16 protein-coding genes and 1 pseudogene are annotated in these 15,664 nt (G+C 67.8%); 7 read left to right on the forward strand and 10 right to left on the reverse strand.

Features of this window, described 5'->3' with window-relative positions; translation table 11 throughout:
- Nucleotides 1-15 precede the first annotated feature (15 nt).
- On the reverse strand, nt 16-831 hold the full coding sequence (locus tag HC031_RS26365) for an alpha/beta hydrolase (protein ID WP_167928125.1): 816 nt from the start codon (nt 829-831) through the stop codon (nt 16-18).
- 1,091 nt (nt 832-1,922) lie between these two features.
- Between HC031_RS26365 and HC031_RS26370 the strand changes: the two genes are divergently transcribed.
- Genes HC031_RS26370 through HC031_RS26385 form a run of 4 tightly spaced genes read left to right on the forward strand, consistent with a single transcriptional unit; the run spans nt 1,923 to nt 4,101 of the window.
- Nucleotides 1,923-2,414 (forward strand): hypothetical protein, encoded by a 492-nt coding sequence (locus HC031_RS26370; protein WP_205863276.1) that lies wholly within the window; start codon nt 1,923-1,925, stop codon nt 2,412-2,414.
- Complete coding sequence (locus HC031_RS26375) at nt 2,404-2,733, forward strand: type VII secretion target (RefSeq protein ID WP_167928127.1); 330 nt, start codon at nt 2,404-2,406, stop codon at nt 2,731-2,733. The genes HC031_RS26370 and HC031_RS26375 overlap by 11 nt, the downstream gene beginning before the upstream one ends.
- 13 nt (nt 2,734-2,746) lie before the next feature.
- Nucleotides 2,747-3,499, forward strand: a complete 753-nt coding sequence (locus HC031_RS26380; RefSeq protein ID WP_167928128.1) for a hypothetical protein — start codon at nt 2,747-2,749, stop codon at nt 3,497-3,499.
- A 2-nt stretch (nt 3,500-3,501) separates the two neighbouring features.
- Nucleotides 3,502-4,101: a hypothetical protein gene (locus tag HC031_RS26385; protein WP_167928129.1), complete on the forward strand. Its 600-nt coding sequence runs from the start codon at nt 3,502-3,504 to the stop codon at nt 4,099-4,101.
- Here HC031_RS26385 and HC031_RS26390 read toward each other — a convergent pair.
- The 4 genes and pseudogenes from HC031_RS26390 to HC031_RS34905 form a co-directional block, all read right to left on the reverse strand.
- Nucleotides 4,085-4,339 (reverse strand): transcriptional regulator, encoded by a 255-nt coding sequence (locus HC031_RS26390; protein WP_167928130.1) that lies wholly within the window; start codon nt 4,337-4,339, stop codon nt 4,085-4,087. The genes HC031_RS26385 and HC031_RS26390 overlap by 17 nt on opposite strands.
- A gap of 234 nt (nt 4,340-4,573) precedes the next feature.
- Nucleotides 4,574-5,452 carry an RNA polymerase sigma-70 factor gene (locus tag HC031_RS26395; protein ID WP_167928131.1) on the reverse strand — a complete coding sequence of 293 codons (879 nt, stop codon included), beginning with the start codon at nt 5,450-5,452 and terminating at the stop codon, nt 4,574-4,576.
- Nucleotides 5,449-6,039 (reverse strand): carboxymuconolactone decarboxylase family protein, encoded by a 591-nt coding sequence (locus HC031_RS26400; protein WP_167928132.1) that lies wholly within the window; start codon nt 6,037-6,039, stop codon nt 5,449-5,451. The genes HC031_RS26395 and HC031_RS26400 overlap by 4 nt, the downstream gene beginning before the upstream one ends.
- 60 nt (nt 6,040-6,099) lie before the next feature.
- Nucleotides 6,100-6,273, reverse strand: a pseudogene (locus tag HC031_RS34905) (IS1380 family transposase); the annotation flags it as partial.
- A gap of 283 nt (nt 6,274-6,556) precedes the next feature.
- Here HC031_RS34905 and HC031_RS26405 point away from each other — a divergent pair.
- Nucleotides 6,557-7,132: a dihydrofolate reductase family protein gene (locus tag HC031_RS26405; RefSeq protein WP_167928133.1), complete on the forward strand. Its 576-nt coding sequence runs from the start codon at nt 6,557-6,559 to the stop codon at nt 7,130-7,132.
- 467 nt (nt 7,133-7,599) lie between these two features.
- Nucleotides 7,600-8,712, forward strand: a complete 1,113-nt coding sequence (locus tag HC031_RS26410; RefSeq protein WP_167928134.1) for an amidohydrolase family protein — start codon at nt 7,600-7,602, stop codon at nt 8,710-8,712.
- 299 nt (nt 8,713-9,011) lie between these two features.
- Here the strand turns inward: HC031_RS26410 and HC031_RS26415 are convergent, their stop codons facing one another.
- From HC031_RS26415 to HC031_RS26435, 5 genes are read right to left on the reverse strand one after another with little or no spacing between them, the layout of a single operon-like run.
- Nucleotides 9,012-9,938, reverse strand: coding sequence for a 5-oxoprolinase subunit C family protein (locus HC031_RS26415; RefSeq protein ID WP_420813684.1), 927 nt, complete (start codon nt 9,936-9,938; stop codon nt 9,012-9,014).
- Nucleotides 9,863-10,480, reverse strand: a complete 618-nt coding sequence (gene pxpB, locus HC031_RS26420; RefSeq protein ID WP_240943058.1) for a 5-oxoprolinase subunit PxpB — start codon at nt 10,478-10,480, stop codon at nt 9,863-9,865. The genes HC031_RS26415 and pxpB overlap by 76 nt, the downstream gene beginning before the upstream one ends.
- 24 nt (nt 10,481-10,504) lie before the next feature.
- Nucleotides 10,505-11,254: a LamB/YcsF family protein gene (locus HC031_RS26425; RefSeq protein WP_338090846.1), complete on the reverse strand. Its 750-nt coding sequence runs from the start codon at nt 11,252-11,254 to the stop codon at nt 10,505-10,507.
- Between the two features lie 44 nt (nt 11,255-11,298).
- A complete protein-coding gene (locus HC031_RS26430; protein WP_167928137.1) occupies nt 11,299-12,165 on the reverse strand; it encodes a DUF1989 domain-containing protein in 867 nt (288 codons plus the stop codon).
- Between the two features lies 1 nt (nt 12,166).
- On the reverse strand, nt 12,167-12,913 hold the full coding sequence (locus HC031_RS26435) for an FCD domain-containing protein (protein WP_205863277.1): 747 nt from the start codon (nt 12,911-12,913) through the stop codon (nt 12,167-12,169).
- Between the two features lie 199 nt (nt 12,914-13,112).
- Here HC031_RS26435 and HC031_RS34990 point away from each other — a divergent pair, with 199 nt between their 5' ends.
- Nucleotides 13,113-15,530 carry an ABC transporter permease subunit gene (locus HC031_RS34990; protein ID WP_167928138.1) on the forward strand — a complete coding sequence of 806 codons (2,418 nt, stop codon included), beginning with the start codon at nt 13,113-13,115 and terminating at the stop codon, nt 15,528-15,530.
- Nucleotides 15,531-15,664 lie beyond the last annotated feature (134 nt).

A 15,664-nucleotide genomic window follows, 5' to 3' on the forward strand; every position in this document is an offset into this window, starting at 1 on the left:
CGCTGGGCATGCCGGTCAGCGAGTCGCCACCTGCGCGTGGATGAACTCGGTGACGTCGCGGACGACGTCGTCGGCATTCAGTTCGTTGAACAACTCGTGGCGGGCCCCCGGGTAGGTCCGCTCGACGAAGCGGGAGCCACGTAGGTGTTCGATCCCTGGGCGGCTTCCATCGATCGGTACGAGTTGGTCGTCCTCACCGTGGATCCACATCAGTGGCAGGTCGCCCACGCTCGGCCCACGGGCGATCGTCTCCAGCCCGCGCTGAAGGGCTTCAAGTGTGGTCCGCTTGAACGGGCCGTGCCATACCAAGGGATCGGCCGCATAGGTCTGCCCGACGGCTGGATCGCGCGACAACGTGGTGACGTCGAGCGGCACGTCCGGGATCTCGTCGAGGGCGAGCAGTTGCGATACCGCGTCCCAGCGGCCGATTACCGGGCTGGACAGGAAGAGCGCGGCGAGGGTGTGTCCATAGCGTTGGGCGTAGCGCGCAGCGATCAGGCCGCCCATCGAGTGGCCAAGCAGGACGACCGGTAGGTCGGGATGTACGCGCCGAGCCGTCTCGTCCAGCAGGTGCAGATCGGAGACGACGTCCTCGAAATCTCTCACGACGACAGGCTCGCCCTCGCTCTTACCGTGGCCTGCATGGTCGACGGCGTAGACGACCGCGCCGTTTTGGACCAGTGCGCCCGCGAGGCGTTCGTACCGGCCGATGTGTTCTCCGTAGCCGTGGGCGATGACCACGACGTGCGTAGGCTGGTCCGGCCCGCTCCAAGTTCTGGCGGCGAGCTTGCCCTGCGTCCCGTCGTACGTCCATTCACGCGACTCGGCCATGGGCGCTCCTCGTCGGGTAGCGGTTCCGGGTGCCTTCAGGGTGTCAGTCGGCGTTGTGTCCGTCCACCCGTGGGGCGTCGACCAGCTGTCGCGATTCGCCCAGAGTGTGGTGCTCACGGCGCGGTTGTGAATGGGATTGAGGGCCGGGGGTTCTTGCCTGGGCGGGAGGGAAGGCGTCGGTCAGGGCTGCGCCGAGCCGGTGGCGAAGTCGCTGATGAGTTTCTCGACGTGGGCACGGATGTCGTCGCGGATGGCGCGGACCACCTCGATGGGTTGGTCGGCGGGGTCATGGCCTCCTGCCGGCGGCGGCCGAAGTGCCTGTTGGGCTGGAATCCAGGGCTCCGGTCGTCTGCGGTTCGTAGTTGGATCCTTTCGGTGGTTCGCCAGTTTAGGCGCCATGCCCGTGGGTCGGCTCGGAGACACGACAGGGGAGCAGGATGGGAGCAGCGGGGCGCGTTCGACGGCGCTGAACCGCGCCGGATGCCAGCGGTGAGGTGTCGTCCCCGCACGCGCGGGCGTGTTCCATCCCGCGTCGGGATGAACTGGGCTGAGGCTGGAGCCGTGCGAGGGCGAAGCCGTCGGTCATTCGTGGCGGTGAACGCTCGGTGACGAGGCTGGAGCGACGGTGCTTGTTGAGCGAGTGCTGGCGGCTAAGGAAGCTGACCGGAAGAAGATGACGAGCCTGAGCCACGGTGTGACGCACAATCATTTCTGGATGAATAGCGCCGTACTGTGAAGTCGGGAGTTTTGGGACATTCATGGTCTGGCTCGTGTCGATAAGCGTGGCAATTGAGCTACTCGCCTGACTGTGCGGCGATAGGTATTATGGCGCGGCTCGATCACGGGGAATCGATTACGGTCAGTATTACTTCGCTCGCCAGATGGTGTTCAGACGTGTCTCGACTGCCCCGGGATCGGCGACAACCTGACGGGGGTGAGCGATGGAACCGGGTGACGACCTTGTCCTTAGTGACCTGGGGTTTCTCGGGGATCCGGAGCAGCTACGGCAAGATGCGCAGGAGCTTGCACGTGCATCGGGAGCCGACCTTCGCCCTGGTCAGCCTCAGGAGGCCAGCGACTCCACGGGCGCCGTGTACCTCGCCGTCGACGGCCACGGCCGCGTGATCGATGTCGGATTCAGTACACACTGGCAACAACGGCTGAAGCCATCCGATGTCGGCGCGGCACTGTACGAGGCGTACCTGGGGGCCGTCCAGAAGGCCCAGGCAGCGACTGCGATCGCAGCGCTGCACAGCTCGGGGCATGAGGCCCAGGAGCCACAGCCTCGAACCCACGAACCAGAGGACAACGACCGCTGGATCCAACGCGTGTGGAAAGAACTGGACCAGATCGAGGCCGACCGACGGCGGTACGCCGAAGCGGACGCCCGGACGCGGGCAGCTCAGGAACGGCAGATGTTGGTCACCAGTCCCTTCGGATACCTGAAGGTCCACCTTCAGGGCCGCCATATCGTCGGCGTGGAGGCCGACGCCCGACGGATCACCGAGGCCAGCGCGAACGGCCTCGCCGACGACGCACGCGCGGCGTTCCGAGCCGCGCAGGAGGCAGACGATGGGCAGTAACCAGGAAGTCCAGGTAGTCACCGACGCGTTACATGCCGAGGCCGCCAAGTGGCGACGACTGGCCGGAGACATGGACGCGGTACGCGGCAACGCGAGCCGGCTTGAACTGTCGAACTCGGCGTTCTTCATCGGCGACCTGGTCAGCACCGTTGCGCATTCGGCTGCCTACAACGAGTTCCGGACCTACATGGTGCACCTGTTCTCCGGCGCAGTTACCGAGTTCGACCAGCTAGGAGCCGCGCTGGACAAGGCTGCGGACCTCTACGACGCCTCTGACGGCCAAGCCGTGACCGACCTGACTCAGATCTACGGCCACTAGGAAGGGTTACGACGTGACGCAACCCGTCAGCGACATCGAACAGCTCAAGGCGCAGTTCAACTCGGCGATGGACAGTATCCACGCCGGCGTCAGGGACATGGTCGCCAAGTTCAACGCCCTGGTGGCCCAGGTGAAGAAGTGGGCTTGGATGCTTGGCGGCGCGACTATCTGGTACATCCACAACAAGCTTGGTCAGGTACGCGAGGGACTCCAACAGCTCGTCCAGAAGGTCCAGTACGCACTGGAGCACCAGGTACCGGTGATCTCACTGTTCACGACCAGCTTTGAGTGGATCGGCTCAGTTATGACGCCCGTGTCGGAGCTGTCGTCGAAGACGACCACCAAGGAAAACATCAACCTGACCAACTGGAGCGGTGCGGCTTCCTCTGCCTACAGCGATATCGCCGCCAGCCAGAAGGCCGCCGTCGACGAGTGCGTCAACAAGGCGAAGTTCGCCAGCGACTGGCTGTTCGCGATCGCCAAGAGCAACGTGGAGTACGCGGTCAGTCTCGCCAAGGGCCTTACCGGTGCGGTCGGCAAGCTGGTCGCCGCACTCGCCGATGCCGACACGGTCGTCGGTATCCCGTGGGCGGTCGAACAACTGTCGGACGGCATCGCGGGCATCGTCTCCGACACGCTCAAGTTGCTGCTCGACATGGGGAACCGTTTCGTTGATGTGGCGGGCAACGTCCGCACGGTGGTATCGCAGGTAGGCGACCACTCCAAGTTCCCGGGCGGCCAGTGGCCGCAAGCGGTTCGAGGCTGACCGTGAAAGCCGTCCTCGTCACGTTCAAGGCGCTGGTCTGGCTCGGCTACGCACTGGTGTACGGCCTGCTGTTCGCTCCCAGCTACGCGCGGATCGTGTTCAAGCCGGACACCGGCGATGTTGAAACCGCGCACGAGCACTGTGCGGCCGTTGCGGCCTGCGGCCCTCACCACGACGCTCTGGTCGCCGACCAGATCCGGTACCTGTCGACGGTAGCCACGTTCCTGCGCACGAGCGCCTGGGGGCTGGTCGGCCTTGACGGCGTCATCGTCGCGTTGGCGGTCGTCTTCGCCGTCGGTGCCTGGCGCGTCGGCGTTCTGCGGATAGTGTGGCGCGCACAAGCTGCCGCGGTTGTCGCCGTTGCCCTGGTGTACGCGGTGCTCATGGTCGTCGGTAGCGCGAAGCTGTCAGGCATCCCGATGTCAGCCCAGCTCGGGGCCTTCAAGAACGCCTTCGACTCGCCGTTCACCGACTTCGGGACCTACTACTATCTGGCCGGTTTCGTCGTGTCCGGAGTGGTCACCGTCGGCCTGACGTGCGCATTGGCCACACTGCGAAGCGACGACAAGAGCAAGGCGAACCAGATCACAGCCGTCGCATGATGGCACACATCAACGGGCCCTTGCCGAACTCGCCAACCTGCACCAGTTCCCAACCGGACTGCGCCAACACGTCAGCGGCCGCCAAGATCTCGCTCATGCCCGTTGTTGTGAAGTGGCGCTGCGAGACGACTGCGAGGTGGCGGTAGGGGTACCAGCGGAGATCGATGCCGCCTAGGACAACCTCGGCACCGACGGTGCGGCGATTGACGATCTCCTGCGGCGTGTCGCGGTCCGGCATGCCGGCCACCCTAATCCGCCACGCCAGCCGGGGGAGGGTACGGCCACGCGGCAGCCATGCCAGCCGCCATTCCGGAACCACGTGTGTACAACCCTGGCGCCGGCCCGCGGGCACACCGCTCTCGGCACGCCCCGCGGCCGCACGTGACCTCGCGACAGCGCCTCCACCGGCGACGGTGCGTTGTCCGCACCGGCGCTCGCTCGGCGGCAGATGCGAGCAGGCGTACGCTTGGACTCAACGTCGAAGCTCGGCCACCTCGCCCAGCCGTTCGAGCTTGTGCGGGTTGCGGATCGCATACATCTGGGTGATCCGGCCGTCCTCGATGACGAACGACACGGCCGTGTCGTTCTCGCCGCCGGGGTCGATGCGCGCCGCGATGCCACCGTTGAGGTCGACGATGAAAGCCCTGGCACCGGGCGCGACCTCGGCGAATCGGGCCATCACCGGGGCGAGCTTCGCGGCCCCGCGGACCGGCTTCGGGATTGTCGGGGCCAGGCCGCCGCCGTCGCCCACGACGAGCACGTCGGGAGCCAGCACCTCGAGCAGTCCGGGCACGTCGCCGGTGGTCAGCACGGCGAGGAACCGCTCGACCACCTGCTCCTGCTCGGTGCGGCTCACCGACATCCGCGGCCGGCGCGCCGCCACGTGCTTGCGGGCCCGCGTCGCGATCTGACGCACCGCCCCCGGCGACTTGTCCAGCGCCTCGGCGATCTCGTCGTACGGCACGTCGAAGACCTCGCGGAGCACGAAGACCGCGCGCTCCGTCGGTAGCAGCGTCTCGAGTACCGCCAGCATGGCGATCGACACGCTCTCCGCGAGCTCGACGTCCTCGGCGACGTCCGGGCTGGTCAGCAGGGGCTCAGGCAGCCACTCGCCCACGTAATCCTCGCGCTGCCGCGCGAGCGTGCGCAGCCGGTTGAGGCAGAGCCGGGTCACGATCCGCACGAGGTACGCCCGGGGGTCCCGGACCTCGCAGCGCTCGGCGTCGACCAAGGCTGCCCACCGCAGCCAGGTCTCCTGCACCACGTCCTCGGCGTCGGCGACCGAGCCGAGCATCTCGTAGGCGACGGTGAACAGCAGGCTGCGGTGGGCGACGAAGGGGTCCTCGCTCATGACGCGGACGCTACTCCCGGTCGCTCGGCCAGCGGCTTTAAGCCGCACGCGGCGGCGAAGCCGTCGGACTCGATGCCGAGCGCCACGTTGCCACGCGTGCTCATGTTCGCGAATGCGATCACCGAGGTGAGCTCGACGACGGCGGGAGGTCCCAGCTCGGCGTGCAGCCGGTCCACCAGCTCGTCGGTCACGGTCGGCGGTGTCTGGCTCATCGCCTCGGCGTACTCCAGGACGTCCCGCTCCAGCGGAGTGAAGACGTCCGCCTCCCGCCACCGCGGGATCTCGCGCGCCTTCTCCACGTCGAGCCCCTTGTTGCGGGTCTCGAAGTAGTTGAAGTCCAGGCACCACGTGCAGCCGACTAGCGACGCGACCGCCATGTGGGCGAACGACTTCAGGTTCTCGTCGCAGGCGTCCCATTTCTGCAGCTTGCCGCCGAGGCCGAAGCTGGCGAACAGCACCTTGGGGTTGTGCCAGTAGACGCCCACCGCCGTCGGCACCTTGCCCAGCTTCTTCTCGATCATCCGCTTGATCAGCGCTCCCTTGACGCCGGTGATCTCGGCCGGGGGGATGCGGGTCGTATGCTCCATGTCTCCTCCTGTGTCGGTGGCGGTGCCGACGGGTTGGTAGGTCGTCACGCCATGGAGACACCGGCCGGGCCGCGGATGTGACATCGAGCGGGAGAAACGACTGGTCTGTTCGTCGTAGACGGCGTCGGTGCACTCCATCGTGGTCCAGGCGTCCTCGGGGCTCGAGGAGATCGCGGTCTCGACCTTGGCGTCCAAGCGCACGGTGACCGACACGTCCGCGCCCGACTTGAGTGCCCGCGGATGGGGCGCAGCGGAATGACCTTCCGTACGGACGAGCGGCACGCGGCAGAAGAGTACGGTTGGAGAGCTGTTGGTCCGCCCGTAGCTCAGCTGTGGGTACTCGGCGAATTCGATCTGCTCAGGCAGGTTCCGCCGATGGTGATAGGGCTGGTCTACGAGTCCTGCCCAGGGCAGGCAGGATCGGCGCGTCAGAATTTTCTCGGCGCGAGGTGTCGAATTCGGCGGCTCCCGTTCGACGCACTGACGACAGCACGTCAGACCAACCAAGGAGCAACCAATGCGTACCCTGATCGCCACCGCGTTCGTCTCGCTCGACGGCGTCATCGAGGCCCCTGGCGGAGAACCGGGCTACCGCAACTCGGGCTGGACCTTCAACGACATCGAGTTCGACGAGGCTGCATACGAGATCAAAGGCCGAGAGCAGGACGAGGCCGCGGCTATGATGCTGGGCCGCGTCAGCTACCAGGCATTCTCGCCGGTGTGGCCGGACATGACCGCGGAGTTCGCCGGCTACAACGCGATGCCGAAGTACGTCGTGTCGACCACGCTGCAGGAGAAGGATCTGGTGTCCAACTGGGGCGAGATCAGCATCCTCCGTTCACTGGACGACGTCGCCGCACTCAAGGAGACCGAGGGCGGGCCGATCATCATCCACGGCAGCGCCACCCTGAACCGCAACCTGTCGGATGCGCGCATGATCGACCGCTACCACCTGCTGGTCTTCCCGGTCCTGCTCGGCGCGGGCAAGCGGCTGTTCAGCGACACCGACAGGGACAAGCAGAACCTCAAGCTCATCGACAGCGAGTCCTACGCCAACGGAATCCAGAAGTTGGTCTACGACGTCGTCCGCTGACCATCCCCGCCGGGGTCGGCCCTGTTCAGAGGTCGACCCCACCGAAGACCGTCACCCGCTGCTCGGTCAGGTCTTCCGGCAGCTTTGCCTTGAGCCTTATACCGCTTGCTGACAGCGGAGCACGACAACACCGGGCTAAGGCGCTTGTGATGAGTCCTTGCAAGCGTGTCTGGAGACGCCCGCTTTGCGGCAGAAGCCTGCGCGCCGATGACTGGTCGCGGGTTTGTTGTGGCTCTCAGCTGGGGTACGACTGGTCGATCACCGCGGTTTCGTAGCAGCAGCACCGGCCCCGCAACGTCAACGGCGGGGCCGGTGCCCCACCCGGTACCTCACCCGGCACTTCCCTTGGTGCCGAACTTGGCGCCGAAACGCGCCGCGATCCGCCCGAAGGCCTCGTCGCGACAGCAGCCGCCCTTCCATCGCCCGACGGGTGTTCATAGGTGCGGAAAGTGGGCAGCTGCGGACCCATGAAGACTGCACTGCGCAACGTCCGCGTATTCGACGGCAGGCAACTTCTCCAGCCCGGCACGGTGGTGCTCGACGGCGACCGCATCGGATCCGACGCCGCGGGCGCCGAGGTGGTCGTCGACGGCGCGGGGGCGGTGCTCCTGCCCGGGCTGACCGACGCCCACCTGCACCTCGACGGGCGGCCCGCACTCGAACGGCTGGTGCGCTTCGGGGTGACCACCGCCCTGGACATGGCCAACGCTCCACCCGAGTTCGTCGACTCGATGCGCGGGATCCGGGGCCTCACCGACATCCGCAGCGCCGGCACCGCTGCGCTCGCCCCGGGCAGCATCCACTCGCACATCCCGGAGATCGGCGAGCGTGGCCTGATCCGTACCGCCGGCGAAGCGGAGCGGTTCGTGACCGAACGGTTCGCCGAGGGCTCCAACTTCCTGAAGGTCCTGATCGACCTGCCCGGGCCCAGCCTCGACCGGGCCACCGTCTACGCGCTCGTCGCCACCGCACACAGGCTCGGGCGGCTCGTCGTGGCGCACGCCCTCTCGTACGAGGCCGCGGAGGTGGCGCAGGTGGCCGGGGTCGACGCGCTCACCCACACGCCGCTGGACCGGCCACTGGACCGCAATGCGGCGGACCGGATGGCGGCCGCGGGCCGGATGCTGATCCCCACGCTGGTCATGATGGAGGCGTTGACGGCGCCGTCGACATCCCCGGAGATGTTGGCGGAGTGGGCGATGCCCGACGCAAGCTACGACAGCGCGCGGGCGAGCGTCGCCGCCGCGTACCGCGCCGGCGTACCGGTCCTGGCCGGCACCGACACCAACACGGACGCCGAAGCGCCGGGGAACTTCACGTTCGGCGACAGCCTGCACCACGAGCTGGAACTGCTCGTCGACGCCGGCCTCAGCACCATCGACGCGCTGCGCGCCGCGACGGTACTGCCCGCCGAACACTTCGGCCTCACCGACCGCGGCGTCATCGCGCCGGGCCGGCGGGCCGACCTGGTGCTCGTCGACGGCGACCCGCTGCACGACATCCGCGCCGTGCGGTCGGTCAGCCGCGTCTGGTGCGGCGGCATCGAGCACACCCCGGCCCGCCTGGCCAAGCAGTCGTAGTGCGGCGCTGGCGGTCCAAACGTTGCGGACCGACATACGTACGCTGGGCGAAAACAGCGCAGGACCTCGGCCGCCACGGACATCTCAAGCGTCGCCGGCCCCCCCCGACCTGGCGCAGGTGCTGCCGACGACAGCCTGAGTCATGGCATGGCCGCATATTGGTGAACGCTGCGTGCTCCGCGAACACGTGGGGAAACCCTCGGCAGACGGAACATTCGCCGACTTCGGCGTCGAACTGGCTGGTAGGCGGCTGACGCCCGAAGTCGTCTGGCGGGGCGATGCGGCGCGGCGCCGCACGATCAGGTGGAAACGTAGCGGAAGCGGACCTGCTGCGCCGGCCTGAGCTGTGCGGCCAAGTGCAGGTCGTCGTGGAGGACGACTCCGATGACGGGGTAACCGCCGGTGACGGGGTGATCGACGAGAAACAGCACGGGCTGGCCGTTCGGCGGAACCTGCAGAGCGCCTCCGACCATCCCTTCCGATGGCAGTTCATCGATCAGCGCCCGGTCCAGTACGGGACCGGCGAGCCGGAGACCGATCCGGTTGCTGTTCGTGGTGACCTGGTAGGGCTGTGAGACGAGAGTCGTCAGTGCTTCCGGCGTAAACCATTCCTCGCGTGGGCCGCATGAAACCCGCAGTGTGACCTCCGCGGGAATCGGCGGCGTCGGTGCGAGGTCCACATTCGGCCAATGGGCGGTCTCCTGCCCGATGGGAATTGTCTGGCCGATACTCAGTACGGCGGGGCCCAGCCCGGAGAGGACGTCGGTGGATCGGGAGCCGAGTACCGGCGGCACGGCGATTCCACCGCGCACGGCCAGGTAGGTGCGTACCCCCTCGGCTGGCGAGCCCATGACCAGTCGGCTGCCCGCTCTGATCCGCAGTGGGGCGTTCATACCCACCTGGCGGTTGTCCACTGTGACCGGTACCGGGGCTCCGGTGAGAGCGACCGTCGTCGGCGCGTGGAATCGTAGCCGAAGACCGCCGAAGGTGGCCTCGATGCCGGCGGCGGTCTCCTGGTTGCCGACCAGCCGGTTGGCGAGCCGGAAGCTGCGTTCGTCCGCAGCTCCGGAGCGGGGGACGCCGAGGGCGGCGTAGCCGGCACGCCCGAGATCCTGGACCGTGCTGAGCGGTCCAGGGGCGACGACCTCGATCACTCGGGCACCTCCACGAACCGCACCCTGGTACCCGGAGCCAGCAGGGCCGGCGGATTCCGCTCCACGTCCCACATCACCAGGTCGGTACGGCCGAGCAGTTGCCAGCCTCCCGGTGACTCCCGCGGATAGACGGCGGTGAACTCACCGGCAACGGCGACCGAACCGGCGGGCACCCTGGTCCGTGGTGAACTGTGCCGGGGCAGGCGCAGCAGCGGGTCGACACCGGTGAGGTAGCCGAATCCCGGCGCGAACCCGCAGAACGCCACGACGTACTCGGGCGTGGTGTGCCGACGGATGATCTCGGTGCGGCCCAGCCCGGTCAGTTCGGCGACCGCGTCGAGGTCGGCCCCGTCATAGCGCACGGGGATCTCCACCAGCGGTCCCGTCACCGCGGCCGTCTCGCCGATCCGGTACTCCCGGATGCTTCGCGTCAGCCGGTCGAACGTTGTCACCTCGGGGTCGTAGGCGACCAGCACCGTCCGTGCGGCCGGGACGAGTTCCCGTACCCCGGCCGGCGACCTGTGCAGCAGAGCCTGGTACAGGCTGGTGACCTGGTCCAGGTCAGCCAACTCGACCAGCATGGCCCGGTCGCCGGCCGGCTTGATGGTCAGCATGTCTTGATCGTCGGACCGCAGGACCTAGGCGAACGGGCTCACGGTGACCCCGGCCTCCAACAGGCCGGCGCGAACCCGGCGGGCGATCTCGACCGCCCCCGGGGTGTCTCCGTGCACGCACAACGACCGGGGCGCGACGCTGACCACGCTGCCATCGGTCGCCACCACGGTCCCTTCGGTGGCCATCCGCACGCTGCGCTTCACGACCTCGTCGGGCTCGTGCACCACGGCGCCGGGCAGCCGCCGGGAGACGAGAGTGCCCTCCGGGGTGTACGCCCGGTCGGCGAAGGCCTCCTTCACAGTGGTCAGCCCGGCCGCTTCCGCCTGCCGCAGCCATTCCGAGCCGGGCAGGCCCATCACGGGCAGGCTCGGGTCGTAGCGCTTGACCGCGTCCACGACCGCAGCCGCCTGCGCGGCATGGGTGACGATCGCGTTGTACAGCGCCCCGTGCGGCTTGACGTAGCGGACCCTGGACCCCGCGATGCGGGCGAAGCCGTCCAGCGCCGCGATCTGGTAGATGACGTCGTTGACCAGTTCGGCCGGGTCCACGTCGATGAACCGGCGGCCGAAGCCGGGCAGGTCGCGGTAGCCGACCTGGGCGCCGATCACCACGCCCCGCTCCGCGGCCTGCTCGGTGACCCGGCGCAGCACGGACGGGTCACCCGCGTGGAAGCCGCAGGCCACGTTGGCGCTGGACACGATGTCCAGCAGCGCTTCGTCGTCACCCAGCGGCCAGTTGCCGAAGCCCTCTCCGAGGTCGCTGTTCAGGTCGATTACCGGCTGGTCGGTCATGGTTCCCCTCAACGCTCTCGAGCAGTTCAGCCGGCCTGGCCCCACTGGGGCTGCCGCAGGCCGTGCAGGTTCCGGTACGCGGCCCGCTGCGGCGGCTCCCACCCCTCCAGCAGTTCCGGAGCGGGGCGGTAGACCTCCACGCCGAGCGGGCGGCAGACGTCGATGGGGTCGCGGGCGTCGGGGCCCCACAGCGGGACAGAAAGGTCGCCGCCCGGGCAGGTGGACAGCGCGCACAGCAGATCGATCTCGGCGAAGAACTCGAAGAAGTCCCCCGGCTTCGCCGGGCAGTCCTTCATGAAGTACTTGTCCTCGTCGTTGAGCCCGGTGCACTGGAAGACGTTCAGCACGTCGTGCACGTCGAACTCGGTGAGACCGTACGGGAGGATCGCGCGGGTGAGGTTCGAGTGGCAGTGGAAGTCGAAGTCTTCGCCGCTGAGCATCCGGTTGACGTACGGGTCGCAGCGGGTGCCCAGCAGGTCGTGGATCCGGCCGCCCTGCTCGTCGACGCCGTAGTCGGCGAGGCTGTCATTGGTGATCGTCAGCAGCGGCCGCAGGAACGGGAGATTCGACCACAGGCGGTCGTACGTGCTCACGTGCGCGCGCTGCAGCTGACGGGTCCGGGCGGCCCACAGCCGTTCCCGCGGGTCGTTGAGGTTCCACACGTTGAAGTCGCCGACCTGCGGGCCTTCGATGGTGACGATGCGGCAGAGGTGCCCCTGCGGCACGGTCCAGGCCTTGCCGGAGCGGATCGGGATTACGAAGGAGTCCACCAGTTCGTGCTGCTCGTGCGTCGCGGCGAGCTTTCCGTAGAACTCGCGGTCGACGTCGAGCGCTCCGCCCTTGGTCGCCTGGTAGGCGGCGGCGGGGCTGGTGGCTCGGGGGTTGTCCGGCACGTCATACCTCTCGGGATCGGGTCGGGGCGGGGGATGTGGGGGATACGGTCCCTGAGCGGGCCGCCTGTCGCTCGGCGGCGTGGACGGCGTCGAGCAGCATCAGTTCGGACTCGTCCAGGTAACGGCGGGCGGCGGCCTTCGCCTGCTCCCGCCTGCCGCTGAGTACGAGCTCGCAGATCTCCCGGTCCTGCGGGATCCACGGCCGGTGTGAGTCCACCTCGTCGGGCATGGCGAAGAAGGCCAACCGCAACTGGGCCAGGATGGTCCGGAAGAAACGATCGATCTGCTCGCTACCGAGCAGGGCCACCAGAGCCTGGTGGAAGCGCAGTCCCGCGGTGCCGACCACGCGCTGACCATCCGTCAGCGCCCGTTCCTCCGTTCGGACGGCTTCCTCGAGCGTCCGCAGCATCGAGGGGTCGGCCGTCGCGCTCTCCTCGATGGCGCCGAGCTCGAGGGCGCGCCGAACGCGGTAGATGTCGCGGATGTCGACGGTGGACAGTGTCCGGACCACGGCGCCCTTGTGCTTCTGGTGCACCGCGAGACCTTCCGCGCCGAGCAGTCGCAGGCCCTCGCGCAGGCTGTTGCGTGACATGCCCAGCTCAGCCGCCAACGCGACGTCCCGCAACGGCGAACCGGGCGGGAGGTGTCCATCCAGGATGCGCTCGCGCAGGATCGCCGCCGCGCGTTCGGCGGCGAGCAGTGCGCCGTCGAACGGCGAACCGTCCGGGAGATCGGTCGGCAGAGACACGACGAGGAGAGTACAACAGGTTTGTTCAACAGTCTCTAGGACGCCGGTGTCTGTCCCCCGAACTGTTAACACTTGGTTTCGGGCGGATCGTGGGTCTTTTCATATCGTCGCGCGCATGGCAGTCTTTCCGCGCTGACCGTGATTGTTCAACAAAAGCCGGTGGGTCAGTGACCGGATGTTCACCTCGGGAGGACCGTCCATGCCCTGGACGAGGTTGTCGCGCGGCGCGGGCCTGCTGGCCATCGTCGCTGCCCTGTTCGCACTCGTCTCATGCTCCACCGGCGGACATGGCGGCACGTCCGGCAGCGGGCAGGCGCCGGTGATCGCTTCGGGTGCGCTGACCATCGGCGTCGACCTGACGTACCCGCCGTACAACTACCTCGACAACGGGGTACCGCAGGGCTTCGACCCGCAGTTCGACCGGGCGCTGGCCAAGCAGATGGGGCTGCAGCCGAAGTTCGTGGACACCCGGTTCGAGGAACTGATCCCCGGGCTCAAGTCCCACCGGTTCGACGTGGTCGTCTCCGCCCTCTACATCACCAAGGCACGGGCGCAGCAGGTCGACTACGTGCCCTACTTCACCACGGGCAACTCCCTGGTCTCCCGGGTGGACGGCCCGGGGCCCCGGACGGTGGAGGACCTGTGCGGGAAACGGGTCGCGGTGATCAAGGGCGGCCAGATCGTTGAACAACTCCGCGGACAGGCGAGCGCGGACTGCCAGTCCAAGGGCCGCGGCCCGATCGACGTCCGGGAGTTCAGCACCGACCCCGAAGCGAGCCAGGCGCTGCTCTCCAACCAGGTGGATGCCCAGGCCACCGATGCGGCCGTGGCCAAGGGCGTCATCGACAAGTCCGGGGGCCGGCTGGCCATCACCAGTTCCGACCTGATCTACCCGACCTCGGTCGGTATCGCCGTGGCCAAGGGGAACACGAACCTCCAGGCCGCCGTGGTCAAGGCGTTCGACAAGCTCAAGGCATCCGGCGAGTACGACAAGCTGCTGGCCCAGTACAACCTGCGGCCCGTGGACGACGCCCTGGTCAAGCAGGTGCTCGGTGACGTGGGCCCCACCAAGCCGAGCCGGAGTGGATTCGCCTTCGACTGGCGGTACACCCTCAAGCTGTTCGTCGACCTCAACCTGTGGCGCGCGGCGCTGGTGGTCGTCGCGCTCGCGGTGCTCTCCTGGGTGATCGCAACGGTGCTCGGCATGGGTGTCGCGCTGATGAAGCGCTCCTCGGTGCGGTGGATCCGGTGGATCGCGTCGGCGTACGTCTGGTTCTTCCGCAGCCTGCCGCTGCTGGTCCTGCTGATTTTCGTGTACAACGCGCCGCAGGCGGTGCCCTCGCTCCAGCCGATGCTGTCCAACCCGTTCGTCGCCGGGCTCGTCGCGATGGTGCTGAGCGAAACCGCCTATATCGCCGAAATCCACCGGGGCGGCCTGCAGTCCGTCGAAGGGGGACAGGGCGAAGCGGCCCAAGCCCTCGGTATCCCGTACGGGGGAGTGCAACGGCATGTCGTCATCCCGCAGGCGTTCCGGGTGGCGCTCCCCGCGCTGGGCAACGAGTTCGTCACCATCCTCAAGCTGACCTCCCTGGTCAGCGCCATCTCCCTGGCGGAGATCCTCCTGGTGGGGCAGCGCCTTTACACCCAGAACTTCAAGGTGCTGGAGACCCTGCTCGCCGTCGCGCTGTACTACGTACTCCTCGTGACCATCTTCGACCAGATCCGGGCTCTCGCGGAGCGCTGGCTGGACGTGCGGCGGCGCGGCGAGCGGACGAAGGCCGCCCACAGCCGGCAGTCCGACGTATCCGTGGTCGACGCGCCCCGCGCTCACCGGGAGCGCCACCCGCACGCGGGCGAGGTCGTGGTGCGGGTCCGCGATGTACGCAAGTCCTTCGGCGACACCACGGTGCTCGACGGGGTGGACCTCGACGTGCATCGCGGCGAGGTGGTCGCGGTCATCGGCCCGTCCGGGTCGGGCAAGACCACGTTCATCCGCACGCTCAACCGCTTGGAGGTACCGGACAGCGGCACCATCGACGTCGACGGAGAGCAGGTCGGGTACCGGGTCGAGGGTGGCAGGCTGCGGCCGGCAGGTGACCGGGACATCGCTCGCCAGCGCCGTCACATCGGCATGGTGTTCCAGCGGTTCAACCTGTTCCCGCACAAGACGGCGCTGCAGAACGTGACTCTCGCCCCGGTGTACCTTCGGCTGGCCGACCGCGCGAAGGCCGAGCGGCAGGCGCTGGACCTGCTGGCCAAGGTCGGTCTCGAAGGGCACGCGCACAAGTACCCACACCAACTGTCCGGTGGACAGCAACAGCGGGTGGCGATCGCCCGTGCGCTGGCCATGGAGCCCAGCGTCATGTTGTTCGACGAGCCCACCTCGGCGCTCGACCCGGAGCTCGTCGGCGAGGTCCTCGCGGTCATGCGGGACCTGGCGGCCGAGGGGATGACGATGGTAGTGGTCACCCATGAGATGCGGTTCGCCCGCGAGGTCGCCGACTGGGTGGTCTTCATGGAGGACGGCAAGGTGCTGCGGCAGGGGCCGCCGGAGGAGATCTTCGCCGGTGCCGACGAACGGCGTATCGAACAGTTCTTCGCCGCGGTTGGCCAATGATCGCCGGAGTGGAGCCAGCGCTGTTGGAGGGCTGTCAGTAGGGGTGCCTGCGTGGGTTCGGTGGCGTGGGCGTAGTCGCCGCGGATGCCGCGCAGTTGGTGGGCGAGGCGCTGGCTTTTGAGGGGTTCGGCGAT

This window comes from Planosporangium thailandense, assembly GCF_011947195.1.
GTDB lineage: Bacteria > Actinomycetota > Actinomycetes > Mycobacteriales > Micromonosporaceae > Planosporangium > Planosporangium thailandense.

Excerpts from the sequence above, each read along its gene's own strand:
- HC031_RS26410 (WP_167928134.1), top strand. The coding sequence starts at position 7,600 with ATGAAGACTGCACTGCGCAACGTCCGCGTATTCGACGGCAGGCAACTT.
- pxpB (WP_240943058.1), bottom strand. The coding sequence starts at position 10,480 with ATGCTGACCATCAAGCCGGCCGGCGACCGGGCCATGCTGGTCGAGTTG.
- HC031_RS26395 (WP_167928131.1), bottom strand. The coding sequence starts at position 5,452 with ATGAGCGAGGACCCCTTCGTCGCCCACCGCAGCCTGCTGTTCACCGTC.
- HC031_RS34990 (WP_167928138.1), top strand. The coding sequence starts at position 13,113 with ATGCCCTGGACGAGGTTGTCGCGCGGCGCGGGCCTGCTGGCCATCGTC.
- HC031_RS26400 (WP_167928132.1), bottom strand. The coding sequence starts at position 6,039 with ATGGAGCATACGACCCGCATCCCCCCGGCCGAGATCACCGGCGTCAAG.
- HC031_RS26405 (WP_167928133.1), top strand. The coding sequence starts at position 6,557 with ATGCGTACCCTGATCGCCACCGCGTTCGTCTCGCTCGACGGCGTCATC.
- HC031_RS26390 (WP_167928130.1), bottom strand. The coding sequence starts at position 4,339 with ATGCCGGACCGCGACACGCCGCAGGAGATCGTCAATCGCCGCACCGTC.
- HC031_RS26375 (WP_167928127.1), top strand. The coding sequence starts at position 2,404 with ATGGGCAGTAACCAGGAAGTCCAGGTAGTCACCGACGCGTTACATGCC.
- HC031_RS26365 (WP_167928125.1), bottom strand. The coding sequence starts at position 831 with ATGGCCGAGTCGCGTGAATGGACGTACGACGGGACGCAGGGCAAGCTC.